Raw genomic sequence first — 13,566 nt, 5'->3', positions numbered from 1 at the left:
CATGGCTAACATGCGCGAAGTGCTGAAGAACAAACTCGGATTCGGGACAGCTCCGCTGGGAAATATGTTCCGGGACATTCCCCAGGACGAAGCGCTGGCCACTGTCGAGGCCGCTTGGAACGAAGGCATCCGTTATTTTGATACCGCTCCGTTTTATGGAGCCGGTTTGGCTGAATCCCGCTTGGGCGAAGTGCTTTCGCAGCACAATCGCGACGAGTTTGCCCTGAGCACCAAGGTGGGACGGCTGATCCTGGACGAGGAAGAGGAGAAGAGCGACGGCCTCTTCAACCACGGGCGGGCGAATAAGATCGCCACGGATTACACGGCTGATGCCACGCTGCGGTCCATCGAGGAAAGTCTGACGAGGCTGAAGACCGACCGGCTGGACTTTGTCTTCATCCATGACACGTCCCGGGACTTCCTGGGAGATGAGTGGGTGGCCAAGTTCGATGAGGCCCGGACCGGTGCCTTCCGCGTACTGGCCCGGTTGCAGGACGAAGGGGTGATCAATGGCTGGGGCCTCGGGGTAAACACCACCGAGCCCATCGAACTGGCCATGGACATGGACGTGGCGGCTCCGACCATGAGCCTCTCCGCTACCCAGTACACGTTGCTGCAGCACGAGCGTGCCCTGCAGCGCATGATGCCCGCTGCACAAGAGAAGGGAGTGGGTATCGTCGTCGGCGGTCCCTTCAACTCCGGCGCTCTGCTGGGCGGGGAGTACTTCGACTATGCGCCGATCCCGCCGCAGGTCAAGGAGCGGATCGATCAGCTGACGGCAATCGCCCGGCGGTACGATGTGAGCCTGAAAGCCGCTGCGCTGCAGTTCTCCACCGCCCACCCCGCTGTGGCCGCGGTCATCCCGGGTTCCAGCCGGCCCGAGCGCGTGGCGGAGGATATCGCGGCAATGAAGGCACAGATCCCCGGCGCTTTCTGGGATGAACTGCTGGAGAACAAGCTGATCTCACCACAGGCACCCCTGCCGGGCGCCGTATAGAAAGACGCCGTATAGAAAGACACGGCTGCCGGTAAGGCTTCGATTGTCAGCGGGGTTTCGTGGTCAGGCGGCGTTCGGGATGATCCCGGGCGCCGCTCACGCTTTTCCGCCTGACTGCTTTCACGTTACCGGGCGGTCGCTCCGGCGGCTGGCCTGCGTTTGGGCTGCGCGGGACGGTACTTCGAAACGGTGGGCTCCCCCGTCAGCCAGTACCGCCAAGGGTACTCAACCGTGCCTCCGGGTCCGCTAACGCCAACCCGCGGTCCGCTGGACACCTCGCCCGCCGGGACGGGCTCAGCCGGCAGTTCCAGACGCAGCGGGGCAGCAAAGACGTCGGCGCCGTCGAGATCGCGGTTAATGCCCAGCGCTTGGGCCAGCCGGGCAGGGCCGCGGGCCAGGTCCAGATCGGTCCGCGGGTTGTTGCGGCGCTCCCTTGCTGTTTCGACTCCGCCCACGATTTCCCCCGCCCGCAGCAGCAGCCCGGTGGCATGGCCGTCCTCGCCGCACACCACGTTGGCGCAGTAATGCATCCCATATGTGAAGTAGACGTACAGATGGCCGGCGGGACCGAACATGGTGTTGTTGCGGGCGGTGCGGCCCCGGAAGGCGTGGGAGCCGGGGTCAACGTCTCCCATGTACGCCTCCACCTCGGTGACGCGCACGCTCACCGGTTCCCTGCCGTCGTCGTGCGTCAGCACCGAACCCAGCAGGAGCCGTGCGGCCTCTGTCGCCGGCACCGCAAGCCGTGACCTCTCGCTTTTGTCTTCCATCTTCCGACCGTAGCAATTGCGATGCAGTCCCGTGGAATCGGTCGGCTCGCCGAACTACACCATGGGCCGGTACAAACGCTCCAAAGCGGCCAGACGGTGCGAATTGGGATGGGGCATGCTGCCGTCGAGCTGGTCACGCGCTGAGTCCAAAGCCATGTGCCAGGTTGCCAGCAGGGCAGCGGTCTGGTCCTGGCTTCCGGTCACCGGCTGGCGGATGGTGGCCCTGGTTTCCTCGCCGTCGTCCGTCATCTCCAACCCCGCTTCACGGCCAACGCCGAGCCTGCGGCCGGCGGCGTCCACGGCAGCCTCCACGTCCTCGGCGGGAGCCCGGTACCAGCGATCGAAGACCAGCGCTGCGTCAGCTCCCGATCCAGTGACCAGCCCCATGGTGGGCGAGACATCGAAATCCTCGGCATAAGCATTCCTCAGGGCCACCCACGTCTCCATGCTGTCCCGGGCGGGTTCCTGTCCTGCCGCAACGCTGGCGAAAGCGGCCAAAATGCCTTGCCACCCGGCACTGCCCTCAGCGAGGAAATCCGGTGTGTCAGTGCGGGAACGGAACAGCAGCAACGCTCCCCCGCTGCTTGCCAGGACCTGCCATTCCAGCACTGATTCCGATCCCAGCTGGTCTTCCCAAGTGATCTGCAGGCTTGAACGAGGTTCGAGCTGGAGCACGGTTCCACTACTGGATCCACCGTCCATCTCCAGCGTGTATTCCTTACCCAATTGCCATGCGGGGCTCAGCTGGCCGAGCCAGAGCGGGACCTTTTCCGGATTCGTCAGGATGTCCCAAATATGGGCTGTGGGGTAGTCGAGTTGGCGGTCGAAGGCCACCGCGTATCCGTCGGAAAGCTTCTCGATTCGGCCTTCGGGAACGGGGGCGGAAGTGATCTGTCCAGGCACGGCAGTTTCCTCCTGTCCGGGTACGGCCGGATTGGGGTTTTGTTCAGCCTAGCCCGCGGCCAGGCGGATCCGTAAGGTTCCGCGCACGGTTCACCCGCCGGAAACCGGTACTCGCTTTTACGTCGGGCTTACCTGGTTTTTCACGGGGCTTCGGCTGCCGAAAGGTCGGTGGCGGCTGAAAGGCTGAAGGGCTGAAGGGCTGAAACCAACTCCGTGTTTAATGCGGATCTATCGAGGGGCAATGCTCCCCCAGCTGGTCCGCAGCCGGATATCCCAACGGACTCAGCGGTTCCCTGGTCCTGCGCTCCGCCTGATGGGACCTTTTTCAGGACGCTGAGACCGGCCGTTCTGCCCGGTCCTCCTCACAAACCCGTGTCCTGGTCGGTTCGAGATATTGGCGGTTATTTGGCAGGAATGCCGGACGGCCAGGGCAGCAGTTTGGGAAGGTCGACACCGTCAGCGGCTGCTTCGGCTCGCAGGCTCCCCAGGTTCGGGGTCCTTCCGGCGAGCCAAGCGGCGATGTCCGTTGCCATGCCGTTTACCGAAATGGTGTTTACCGAGGCGGTCTTTATCCACGCGCTGTTCACCGAGGGACCGTTCTCCGAGGGAGAGGCCGGTGAAAGGGCAGATTCCGGATTTGCACTCAGTACGCGGGGAGCCATGCCAAAAGGCTGCACCCTCAAACGCATCCCGGCAGGAACCCGAGCGGACAAGAACCCAAAGAGGTGCTCGCAGAACTGCGGGGACCAGGCGTCGGCTTCGCCCCCGGTGCCCAGATCGGTGCCGTGGATAACGAGTTCCCGCCACAGAGCCAGCCCGCCGTCCCTCACCACTCCCCCGCGATAGGAAATGGGTGCGGTCCAGTCCGCGTCGCCCAGATTGCGGAACGCCGAAAGTGCGCGGTCCAGTGCGTCGTCCAGCTCGCCGCGAAGCCGGTCGGCGGAGCGAACGGCCCCCTCTTCAATCGCACGGTTCCGGCCATCAGAGCCGCCTTCGTAAAGGTCGGTCGTTTCGCCCCGGGCGGCATATTCAAGCTGGCGTGCCATCGCCCCGGCAACACCGGCCACGTGCGCCAGTACATGTCCGCGGGACCAGCCCGGGAGTCGTGAGGGAGCACGGACATCGGTGTCCGTCAGGGAGGCGATGCGTCCCCGAAAATCCGATGCAGCAGCTTCCATATTGGACAGCAGCTGGGAGGATGCAGCGCGGTCCGAGGGTTTGGACGCAGACGAACCCGGAGCTTGATAAATACCAGTCATTGACCCACCTTAAGGGTCGGACAAAGTTTTGCCGGCAGTGAAAGCGCGTGTCAGAGCTGGTAGCGGTGGCGGATGTGGCGCCGGCCCGGATCCGCCTGCCAAAATTCCACTTCCATGGGCTGCAGCGAATACAGCTGCCATTCGGGATTGGCCGAGCCATCGGCGGCCGGCCTTTCATCCCAGTCACGGGCCGAGGCCGCCTCCGACAGCTGGACAACGGCGCCGGCCACCCGGATTTGCCGTCCCAGCTCGGACCAGTAGAAGTTCATGGCAGCACGGGGATTCGCCTCGAGCTCCCGGCCCTTTCGTGAGGTGCGGGAGGTGGCGAAGTGCCAGCCGTCGTCGTCAAGATCTTTCAGGATGAGCATCCGTGAGGACAGGTTCCCTCCTGCGTCGGCCGTGGCCAGCGAAAAGGCATGAGGCTGGCGGACGCCGGCGGCCAGGGCCTCCTCCAGCCAGGAGCGGAACAGCTCAGCAGGATCGGCCGGTGCGCCGGCGGGATCGAATTTCGGCAGGTCCTCCGGAAAGTCGGGAAGCGCACGCAGCATCAGCCGGAAGGAGTCATCCATGGACCAAGGGTAGCCGCCGGGCCCCGGTGACATGCCTGGCAGCGACGGGAAAACCGGGAAAGGACCCCGGAAAGCGGGCAGCTCTCCGGGGTCCTTTCGCTGGTCGCGTCCGGTCTGGCGGGATATCCGGTCAGTAAACCTGTCAGGCCGTGTAGCTGCGCGCCGTGTCCAGCTCGGACTTCAGCGCGACCAGCTGCGCTTCCACGGCAGACCGGGCCGTTCCGCCCTGGGCGCTGCGGCTGTCCAGCGAACCTTCGGTACTGAGCACGCTGCGGACCTCGGGAGTCAGATGCCCGGAAATGCCGGCATAGTCCTCGTCGGTGAGATCCCACAGCTCGACGCCGCGGCTTTCGGCAAGCTGTACGGCGGCACCGGAGAGCTCGTGGGCTTCGCGGAAGGGAACGCCCTGGCGGACCAGCCACTCAGCGATGTCCGTGGCGAGAGCGAATCCCTGCGGTGCCAGCGCCTGCATGCGCTCGGTGTTGAACGTCAGCGTGGCGATCATGCCGGAGACGGCGGGAAGCAGGACCTCCAGCGTATCGGCTGCGTCAAAGACCGGTTCCTTGTCCTCCTGCAGGTCGCGGTTGTAGGCCAGGGGCAGGCCCTTGAGCGTGGCCAAAAGGCCGGTGAGGTCACCGATCAGGCGGCCGGCTTTGCCTCGGGCCAGCTCGGCCACGTCGGGGTTCTTTTTCTGCGGCATGATCGACGATCCGGTGGAAAAGGCATCATCAAGGGTCACAAAGGAGAATTCCTTGGTGGCCCAGATGATGATTTCTTCGCTGATCCGGGACAGGTCCACGCCGATCATGGCGGCGACCCAGGAGAACTCGGCGTAGACGTCACGGGAGGCGGTGCCGTCGATGGAGTTCCAGACCGCGGAATCAAAGCCCAGCTCGGCGGCCACCGCATTGGGATCCAGCCCCAGCGACGAGCCGGCCAGCGCACCGGAGCCGTAGGGCGAAACCGCGGCCCGCTTATCCCAGTCCATCAGGCGCTGCACATCGCGCAGCAGCGCCCAGGCATGGGCCAGCAGGTGGTGGCTGAGCAGCACCGGCTGCGCGTGCTGCAGGTGGGTGCGGCCGGGCATGGCCACACCGAGGTGCTTCTCGGCCTGCTCCACGAGGGCATCGGCCGTGGCCAGGACACCGGTGGCGATAATGCGGGCGTGGTCGCGCAGGTACATCCGTCCCAGCGTGGCGATCTGGTCGTTGCGGGACCGGCCGGCGCGCAGCTTGCCGCCCAGCGCCGGACCGGCACGTTCAATGAGCCCGCGTTCCAGGGACCCGTGGACATCTTCATCAGATTCTGCGGGCGCATACGCGCCCGAGCGGACATCAGCGTCGAGCGCGTCCAAGGCGGCGAGCATGCCCGCCAGCTCCTCGTCGTCCAGCAGGCCAGCGGTGTGCAGCACACGGGCGTGCGCACGGGAGCCGGCAATGTCATAGCCGGCAAGCCGCCAGTCGAAGTGGGTGGACTTGCTCAGCGCCGCAAGGGCGTCAGCGGGACCGCCTGCAAAGCGGCCGCCCCACAAAGCGCCCTGGACGGTGGAACCCGCAGCTGCGGTTCCGGCCGGTTCAACCGGCGGCTTGCCGTGATTCATTTCTTACTTACCTTCTGCCAAACGCTGGTCGCGGCCGGAGGCCACCTTGGAGGACATGCCGAACAGCTCGATGAAGCCGCGGGCCATGGACTGGTCGAAGCTGTCACCGGTGTCGTAGGTGGCCAGGTTGAAGTCATACAGCGAGGAGTCGGAGCGGCGTCCGGTCACCACTGCACGACCGCCCTGCATGTTCATGCGGATGTCGCCGGAGACGTACTTCTGGGTGTCCTCGATGAAGGCGTCAAGGGACTTCTTCAGCGGTGAGAACCACTGGCCGTCGTAGACCAGTTCGGTCCAGCGCTGGCCGACGGTCTTCTTGAAGCGGGCCTGCTCGCGTTCCACCGTGACGTTTTCCAGTTCGCGGTGTGCCTGCATGAGCGCCATGGCACCGGGGGCTTCGTAGATTTCGCGGCTCTTGATGCCGACAAGGCGGTCTTCGACAATGTCGATGCGGCCGATGCCCTGGGCGCCGGCGCGGCGGTTCATCTCTTCGATGGCCTGCAGCGGAGTGACGGGCTTGCCGTCGATCGCTACCGGAACGCCTTCCTTGAAGGTGATGACCACTTCGTCGGCGGGAAGGCCGGCAGCGGGATCAGAGGTGTACTCGTACACGTCCGGGGTGGGGCCGTTCCAGATGTCTTCCAGGAAACCGGTTTCCACGGCGCGTCCCCAGACGTTGGCGTCGATGGAGAACGGGTTCTTCTTGGTGGTGACGATCGGCAGGTTCTTTTCCTCGGCAAAGGCGATGGCCTTGTCGCGGGTCAGGGCCAGGTCGCGGACCGGGGCGATGCACTTCAGGTCCGGGCCGAGGGTCTGGATTCCGACCTCAAAGCGGACCTGGTCGTTGCCCTTGCCGGTGCAGCCGTGGGACACGGTGGTGGCGCCGAACTCGCGGGCGGCAGCAACGAGGTGCTTGACGATCACCGGGCGCGACAGGGCGGAGACCAGCGGGTAGGAATCCATGTACAGGCCGTTGGCCTTCAGCGCCGGCATGCAGTACTCGGACGCGAATTCGTCCCGGGCATCTGCAACGTAGGCTTCGACGGCGCCGCAGGCCAGGGCGCGCTGGCGGATGGTTTCCAGGGATTCGCCGCCCTGTCCGACGTCCACGGCCACGGCGATAACCTCAGCACCGGTTGCTTCGGCGATCCAGCCGATGGCCACCGAAGTATCAAGGCCACCGGAGTAGGCCAATACAATGCGTTCGCTCACGAAATATGCTCCTCTTGCGTTGTGCGCAGCCGTGAAAGGCTGCCTGTCGATGAAAGTAAAGGGAAAGTTGATGGATGCGGTGCGGCTGCGGAAACCGGCGTCACAGGATGCGGCTGTCCGGAGCCTGCCCGTTGGCGGTGGCTTCATCCGCGATCCGCAGGAAGCGCGCCGCCACGTCGGCCCCGCCGTCGGGCTCGCGGGTGACCATCACCACCGTATCGTCACCGGCAATGGTGCCCAGAATGGACGGCATCACTGAATGGTCGATGGCCAGGGCCAGGAAGTTCGCGGCACCCGGCGGAGTCCGCAGCACCACAATGTTGCCCGAGGCCTCGGCAGTGACCAGCAGCTCCCCGCACAGCCGGGCCAGGCGGGCGTCGAGGACCTCCGCTGAAACGCCCGACTGCGGCGCACGCTGACCCCCTTCGGAGGGCACCGCGTACACCAGCACGCCTTCCTTGCCGCGCATGCGCACCGCGCCCAGCTCCACCAGGTCCCGGGACAGCGTGGCCTGGGTGACCTGGACGCCGTCGTCGGCGAGCAGCGCAGCGAGCTCCGCCTGGGACCGGATCGACCGGCTGGTCAGCAGCGTGCGGATGCGGGCCTGACGCGCGGTTTTCGTGGCCGGCATGCTCATGCGGCGCCCCCTGAAACGGCTCGTCCCTCCGGCACGCCGGTCAGTCCCGAGCGCGCCATCAGCCACACCATCAGCGCCTTTTGCGCGTGCAGGCGGTTCTCCGCTTCATCCCAGACCACGGACTGCGGTCCGTCGATGACGTCGGCCGAAATTTCATAGCCCCGGTAGGCGGGCAGGCAATGCAGGACGACGGCGTCATCCGCCGCCCGCGCCATCGCTGCGGCATCCACGGCATAGCTGCGGAACAACTCGGAACGCGCTGCCTTCTCGTCCTCCTGGCCCATGGAAACCCAGGTGTCCGTGGCAACGACATCGGCTCCGGCCAAGGCTTCGGCGGAATCGGTGGTGATCATCACCGAACCGCCGGTTTCCTCTGCGCGGGCTGCCGCGGCGTCGACAATCAGCGGATCCGGCAGGTAACCGATCGGACCGGCGACCCGCACATGCATGCCCGCAGTGACGCACGCCAGCAGGTAGGAGTTGGCCATATTGTTGGCGCAGTCACCCAGATAGGCCAGGGTGAGGCCGGCGAGGGTGCCCTTGTGCTCACGGATCGTCATCAGGTCCGCCAGCAGCTGGCACGGATGATAGTCATCGGACAGCGCATTGATCACGGGAACCCGGGATGCGGCTGCCATTTCCTCGAGGCCGGACTGTGCGTAGGTGCGCCAGACGATGGTGGACACCATGCGCTCCAGGACCTTGGTGGTGTCCGTGACGCTTTCCTTGTGCCCGAGCTGTGACTCCCCTGCACCAATGATGAGCGGAACACCGCCAAGATCGGAGATCCCGGCGGCAAAGGACACCCGGGTCCGGGTGGAGGTCTTGTCGAAGATCACGGCCACCGTCTGGCGGCCCGTGGACTCGCCGGCGTACGGCTGGTATTTGTAGCGGTCCTTCTTCAGCAGGTCCGCCAGGTCCAGCACTTCGGTCTGCTCGGCCTGGGTGAGGTCGGTGTCGACCAGGAAATGGCGGGTCATGGTTTTCCTTCGGTTGGTGCGGTGGCAGGAGCTTGTCCGGTGGTTGCGGCCCGTTCGACAGCCTTGGCGGCCGCGAGGATTCCCGGCAGCGCAGCGATAAAGGAGTCTGCCTGATCGCGGGTCAGGATCAGCGGCGGTGCCAGGCGCAGGGTTCGCGGCCCGGTGGCATTAATAATGAACCCGGCCTCCAGAGCGGCAGTCACGGCAGCCGGCGCAATCTCCTCGACAAGATCGAAGCCGATGAGCAGGCCGGCACCCCGGACTTCGGTGACGCCGGGAACGGCTGCCAGCTCCGAGCGCAGGTGCTTTCCGGTCTGCTGGACGTTCTCCAGCACCCCGGTGGATTCAATCACGTGCAGCGTGGCCAGCGAGGCTGCGGTGGCCACGGGGTTGCCGCCAAACGTGGTGCCGTGCTGGCCGGCGGACAGCAGCGACGATGTCTTCTCCCCGAAGGTGATCAGTGCGCCGACCGGGAAGCCCCCACCCAGACCCTTGGCCAGGGTCATGGCGTCCGGCAGAACACCTTCAGAGGCAAACCACTGACCGGTGCGGCCGATGCCGGTCTGGACTTCGTCCACGATCAGCAGGGCGCCGGCGGCAGCAGTGATCTCGCGGGCTGCCTGCAGATATCCGGCGGGCAGCGGAACCACGCCGGCTTCCCCCTGGATGGGCTCCACAAATACTGCGGCCACGGTGTCATCCACTGCAGCGCGCAGGGCCTCGACGTCGCCGAAGGGAACGTGTTCCACTCCCCCGGGCAGCGGCTCAAACGGCGCCCGGTAGGCCTTCTTGGCGGTCAGGGCCAGAGCGCCGAGGGTCCGGCCGTGGAACGCGCCCTCGAGCGCGATGATCCGGGTGCGCTGCACGCCCCTGCCTGTGGAAGCGCCGCCGTCCGATGAAACGCCGCCGCCCGCTGCAGTTCCGCTATTGCGGCGCGCAAGCTTGAACGCTGCCTCATTGGCTTCTGTGCCGGAGTTGGCGAAGAAGACCTTGGAACCTTCGGGGGCGCCGGAGAGTTCCAGCAGCTTTTCCGCCAGTGCCACCTGTGTGGGGCTGGTGAAGAAGTTGGAAACATGACCCAGCGTGGCGAGCTGGCTGCTGATGACCGAGGTCAGGAACGGATGGGCATGGCCGAGCGCGTTGACGGCGATGCCGCCGAGCAGGTCCAGATACGGCTTGCCGTCCGCATCCCAGACGGTGCAGCCGCTGCCGCGGACGAGGACGCGCTGCGGGGTGCCGAAGACACCCATCAGCGAGGAGCCGTAGCGCCGCAGCCAGTCCTCCGACGTACCGGTAAGTTCGGCGAGGACGGCGTCCGCGGGGGTGGGGTTCGTGTGGATCTCTGTCTGGATCTGGGAACCGTTGCTCATGCCTGCTCCTCCGGAACAACCTGGGTGCCGATGCCGGCGGTGGTGAAGACTTCCAGCAGCATGGAATGGGCCATCCGTCCGTCCACCACTGCTGCGCGGTCCACCCCGCCGTCGACCGCCGTGAGGCAGGCCTGCATCTTGGGAATCATGCCCGCTTCCAGTGAGGGCAGCATGTCGCGCAGCTCTCCCGCCGTCAGCGCGGAAATCAGGGACGTCTTGTCCGGCCAGTTGGAGTACAGACCTTCGACATCGGTCAGTACCACCAGGCGCGAAGCACCCAGCGCCACGGCCAGTGCGGCGGCTGCAGTATCCGCGTTCACGTTCAGCACGGCACTGGTGAGGCCGCCGTCGGCGTCGATCTCCGGCGCAACCGTGGAAATGACGGGGATGCGGCCGGCATCGAGCAGGTCAACAATGGCTCCCGGATTCACCCCGGTCACCTCGCCGACCTGGCCGAGGTCCACTTCTTCGCCGTCGACCATGGTTCCGATGCGCGTTGCCTGCAGCAGCCCGCCGTCTTCCCCGGAGAGCCCGACGGCGTACGGACCGTGGGCGTTGATCATGCCCACCAGCTCGCGGCCCACCTGGCCGGTGAGCACCATGCGGACGGCATCCATGGCTTCCGGAGTGGTCACGCGCAGTCCGCCCTTGAACTCGGACTTGATGCCCAGGCGTTCCAGCAGCGAACTGATCTGCGGCCCGCCGCCGTGCACCACCACCGGATGCACTCCGACGTGGTGCAGAAAAACAATGTCCTCCGCGAAGGCACGGCGCAGGTCATCATTGACCATGGCGTTGCCGCCGTACTTGATCACCATGATGCTGCCGGCAAACCGCTGGATCCAGGGCAGCGCTTCGATGAGGGTCGCGGCCTTGTCCTGGGCGGCCAGTTGTTCCCGAACTTCTGCTGATGTGCTCATGTCAGTCCCCGATTAACTGCTGTAGGCCGAGTTTTCGTGGACGTAGTCCGTGGTCAGGTCATTGGTCCAGATGGTGGCGCTCTCCGTACCTGCCTGGAGATCGATTTCCACCGTCACCCTGCGGCCGGTCAGGTCCACCAGGTCGCGGGAATCTCCGATGCCGCCGTTGCGGCATACCTGCACTCCGTTGATGCTGACATTGATCCGGTCCGGTTCAAACGCTGCATCGGTGGTGCCCACCGCGGACAGAACGCGCCCCCAGTTCGGATCGTTGCCGAAGATCGCGGTCTTGAAAAGGTTGGAGCGGGTGACGGCGCGGGAGGCGGTCTCGGCGTCGGACACGCTGGCAGCGTTGACTGTGGTGACGGCGATGTCGTGGCTGGCACCTTCGGCATCGGTGATCAGCTGCTGGGCCAGGGAATGGCAGACTTCGGTCAGGCCGGCGGTGAACTCCGCCGGGTCCGGGGTGGTGCCGGAAGCACCGGAAGCCATCAGCACCACTGTGTCATTGGTGGACATGCAGCCGTCGGAGTCGGTGCGGTCAAACGTGACGGCGGTGGCGGAGCGCAGCGCCGCGTCCAGGGCGGCAGCGGGCAGCTCGGCGTCAGTGGTCAGCACCACGAGCATGGTCGCCAGCCCGGGGGCCAGCATGCCGGCGCCCTTGGCCATGCCGCCGACAGTGTAGCCGCTGCCGGTGAACACTGCCTGCTTGGAAACGGTGTCCGTCGTCATGATCGCTTCGGCGGCGGAAGCACCGCCGTCGGCCGCCAATGCCTGAGCGGCGGCCTCGACACCGGGAAGGATTTTTTCCATCGGCAGCTGTTCGCCGATGAGTCCGGTGGAGCACACCACCACATCGGAGGCGGAGATGCCCAGGACGTCAGCCGTCTTCTCAGCGGTGGCGTGGGTGTTCTGGAAACCCTGCGGGCCGGTGCAGGCATTGGCGCCGCCGGAGTTGAGGACGACGGCGTCGGCCCGGCCGTCCGTGAGGACCTGACGGGACCAGTGCACCGGAGCGGCGGCAACCCGGTTGCGGGTGAAAACGCCGGCGGCAGCCTTGGACGGGCCGTCGTTAACCACCAGAGCCATGTCCCGCCCGCCGGACAGCTTCAACCCGGCGGTGATGCCGGCGGCACGGAAGCCGGCGGGGGCCGTGACGCCCGTGCCGGCAGCAGGAACGGTGGCTGCAGTAGGCGCGGGCGTGCTGCCGGTTGCCTCAATGCTGTTGTCGGTGGTGCTCATTACGGGGCTACTCCCTGCGTCATCAGGCCGGCGGTTTCTTCGAGGCCGAGTGCAATGTTCATGGACTGCACCGCGCCGCCGGCGGTGCCCTTGTTCAAGTTGTCGATCACGCAGGTGACAATCACGCGGTTGGCATGCGCGTCGTAGGTCAGCTGCAAGGCCGCGTAGTTTGACCCCACCACCATTTTGGTGGCGGGCCACTGCCCCTCGGGAAGCAGCCGGACAAAGTGCTCGCCGCCGTAGGCATCCTGCCAGGCGGCCCGCAACTGTTCCGGGGCAACGCCGGGCCGGACCTTCGCGGTGGCGGTGGTGAGGATGCCCCGGGCCATCGGCGCCAGCGTGGGAGTGAAGGACACGGCCACGGATTCGCCCGCCGCAGCGGAGAGCCCCTGTTCGATTTCCGGTGTGTGGCGATGCCCCCCGCCCACTCCGTAGGGGCTCATGCCGCCCATGACTTCGGAGCCCAGCAGATGGGGTTTCGCCGCCTTACCTGCTCCGGAGGTTCCGGAAGCAGCAACGATGACGACGTCGTCGGGCTCCAGCAGACCGGCGGTGAAGCCCGGGGCCAGCGCCAGCAGCGAGGAAGTGGGATAGCAACCGGGAACCGCAATGCGCGTGGCTCCCTTGAGCCGGTCACGGTGCCCCGGCAGTTCCGGCAGCCCGTATGGCCAGGAACCTGCATGCGGGGAACCGTAAAACTTTTCCCAGGCCAGCGGGTCTTCCAGACGGTGGTCAGCTCCGGCGTCGATCACCAGGACTGAAGGATCCAGCTCTGCGGCGATGGCGGCGCTGGCCCCGTGCGGCAGTGCGAGGAAAACGACGTCGTGTCCGGCCAGGTTCTCCACCGTGGTGTCCTCAAGGATGCGGTCCGCGAGCGCGTGGAGGTGGGGCTGGAGTTCACCCAGACGGGATCCGGCGTTGCTGTGGGCGGTGATCGCTCCGATGGTGACGGAAGGATGTCCGGCCAGCAAGCGCAGCACCTCGCCGCCGGCGTACCCGGAGGCTCCTGAGACAGCAACTGAAATCGTCATGGCTTCACCCTACAGCAGATTTATACAGGTACCTTCATATTTATGCATAGATGACGCGAGCCTGATTCCGGCTCCA

Annotated in this window: 13 protein-coding genes; 1 reads left to right on the top strand and 12 read right to left on the bottom strand. The window is 65.8% G+C overall.

Annotation, left to right across the window (positions count from 1 at the left end):
- Position 1: 1 nt before the first annotated feature.
- Entirely contained in the window at positions 2–997 is a 996-nt protein-coding gene (locus tag MUG94_RS06125; RefSeq protein ID WP_227908203.1) for an aldo/keto reductase, read from the top strand.
- Between the two features lie 125 nt (positions 998–1,122).
- Here MUG94_RS06125 and MUG94_RS06120 read toward each other — a convergent pair whose 3' ends face one another.
- The 12 genes from MUG94_RS06120 to argC form a co-directional block, all read right to left on the bottom strand.
- Positions 1,123–1,767, bottom strand: a complete 645-nt coding sequence (locus tag MUG94_RS06120) for a DNA-3-methyladenine glycosylase (protein ID WP_227908202.1) — start codon at positions 1,765–1,767, stop codon at positions 1,123–1,125.
- Positions 1,768–1,821: 54 nt separating this feature from the next.
- On the bottom strand, positions 1,822–2,670 hold the full coding sequence (locus tag MUG94_RS06115) for an SRPBCC domain-containing protein (protein WP_227891147.1): 849 nt from the start codon (positions 2,668–2,670) through the stop codon (positions 1,822–1,824).
- Positions 2,671–3,071: 401 nt separating this feature from the next.
- Positions 3,072–3,929 (bottom strand): maleylpyruvate isomerase family mycothiol-dependent enzyme, encoded by an 858-nt coding sequence (locus MUG94_RS06110; RefSeq protein ID WP_269438470.1) that lies wholly within the window; start codon positions 3,927–3,929, stop codon positions 3,072–3,074.
- A gap of 50 nt (positions 3,930–3,979) precedes the next feature.
- Positions 3,980–4,498 carry a pyridoxine/pyridoxamine 5'-phosphate oxidase gene (locus MUG94_RS06105; protein WP_227908201.1) on the bottom strand — a complete coding sequence of 173 codons (519 nt, stop codon included), beginning with the start codon at positions 4,496–4,498 and terminating at the stop codon, positions 3,980–3,982.
- 142 nt (positions 4,499–4,640) lie between these two features.
- Positions 4,641–6,098: an argininosuccinate lyase gene (gene argH, locus MUG94_RS06100; protein ID WP_227908200.1), complete on the bottom strand. Its 1,458-nt coding sequence runs from the start codon at positions 6,096–6,098 to the stop codon at positions 4,641–4,643.
- Positions 6,099–6,101: 3 nt separating this feature from the next.
- The gene (locus MUG94_RS06095; protein WP_227908199.1) at positions 6,102–7,310 is read right to left on the bottom strand and encodes an argininosuccinate synthase; all 1,209 of its coding nucleotides are present in this window, start codon (positions 7,308–7,310) and stop codon (positions 6,102–6,104) included.
- Between the two features lie 100 nt (positions 7,311–7,410).
- Positions 7,411–7,947: an arginine repressor gene (locus MUG94_RS06090; RefSeq protein ID WP_227891151.1), complete on the bottom strand. Its 537-nt coding sequence runs from the start codon at positions 7,945–7,947 to the stop codon at positions 7,411–7,413.
- The gene (gene argF, locus MUG94_RS06085; RefSeq protein WP_227891152.1) at positions 7,944–8,927 is read right to left on the bottom strand and encodes an ornithine carbamoyltransferase; all 984 of its coding nucleotides are present in this window, start codon (positions 8,925–8,927) and stop codon (positions 7,944–7,946) included. The genes MUG94_RS06090 and argF overlap by 4 nt, the downstream gene beginning before the upstream one ends.
- Entirely contained in the window at positions 8,924–10,297 is a 1,374-nt protein-coding gene (locus MUG94_RS06080) for an acetylornithine transaminase (RefSeq protein WP_227908198.1), read from the bottom strand. The genes argF and MUG94_RS06080 overlap by 4 nt, the downstream gene beginning before the upstream one ends.
- The gene (gene argB, locus MUG94_RS06075) at positions 10,294–11,217 is read right to left on the bottom strand and encodes an acetylglutamate kinase (protein ID WP_227891154.1); all 924 of its coding nucleotides are present in this window, start codon (positions 11,215–11,217) and stop codon (positions 10,294–10,296) included. Before argB ends, MUG94_RS06080 begins: the two co-directional genes overlap by 4 nt.
- A gap of 12 nt (positions 11,218–11,229) precedes the next feature.
- Entirely contained in the window at positions 11,230–12,459 is a 1,230-nt protein-coding gene (argJ, locus tag MUG94_RS06070; RefSeq protein ID WP_227908197.1) for a bifunctional glutamate N-acetyltransferase/amino-acid acetyltransferase ArgJ, read from the bottom strand.
- The gene (gene argC, locus MUG94_RS06065) at positions 12,459–13,490 is read right to left on the bottom strand and encodes an N-acetyl-gamma-glutamyl-phosphate reductase (RefSeq protein ID WP_227908196.1); all 1,032 of its coding nucleotides are present in this window, start codon (positions 13,488–13,490) and stop codon (positions 12,459–12,461) included. The genes argJ and argC overlap by 1 nt, the downstream gene beginning before the upstream one ends.
- Positions 13,491–13,566: the final 76 nt, after the last annotated feature.

The sequence above is a fragment of the Arthrobacter gengyunqii genome (assembly GCF_023022985.1).
In the GTDB taxonomy this organism is placed as follows: Bacteria; Actinomycetota; Actinomycetes; order Actinomycetales; family Micrococcaceae; genus Arthrobacter_B; species Arthrobacter_B gengyunqii.
This window is presented reverse-complemented; position numbering and strand designations above follow the sequence as displayed.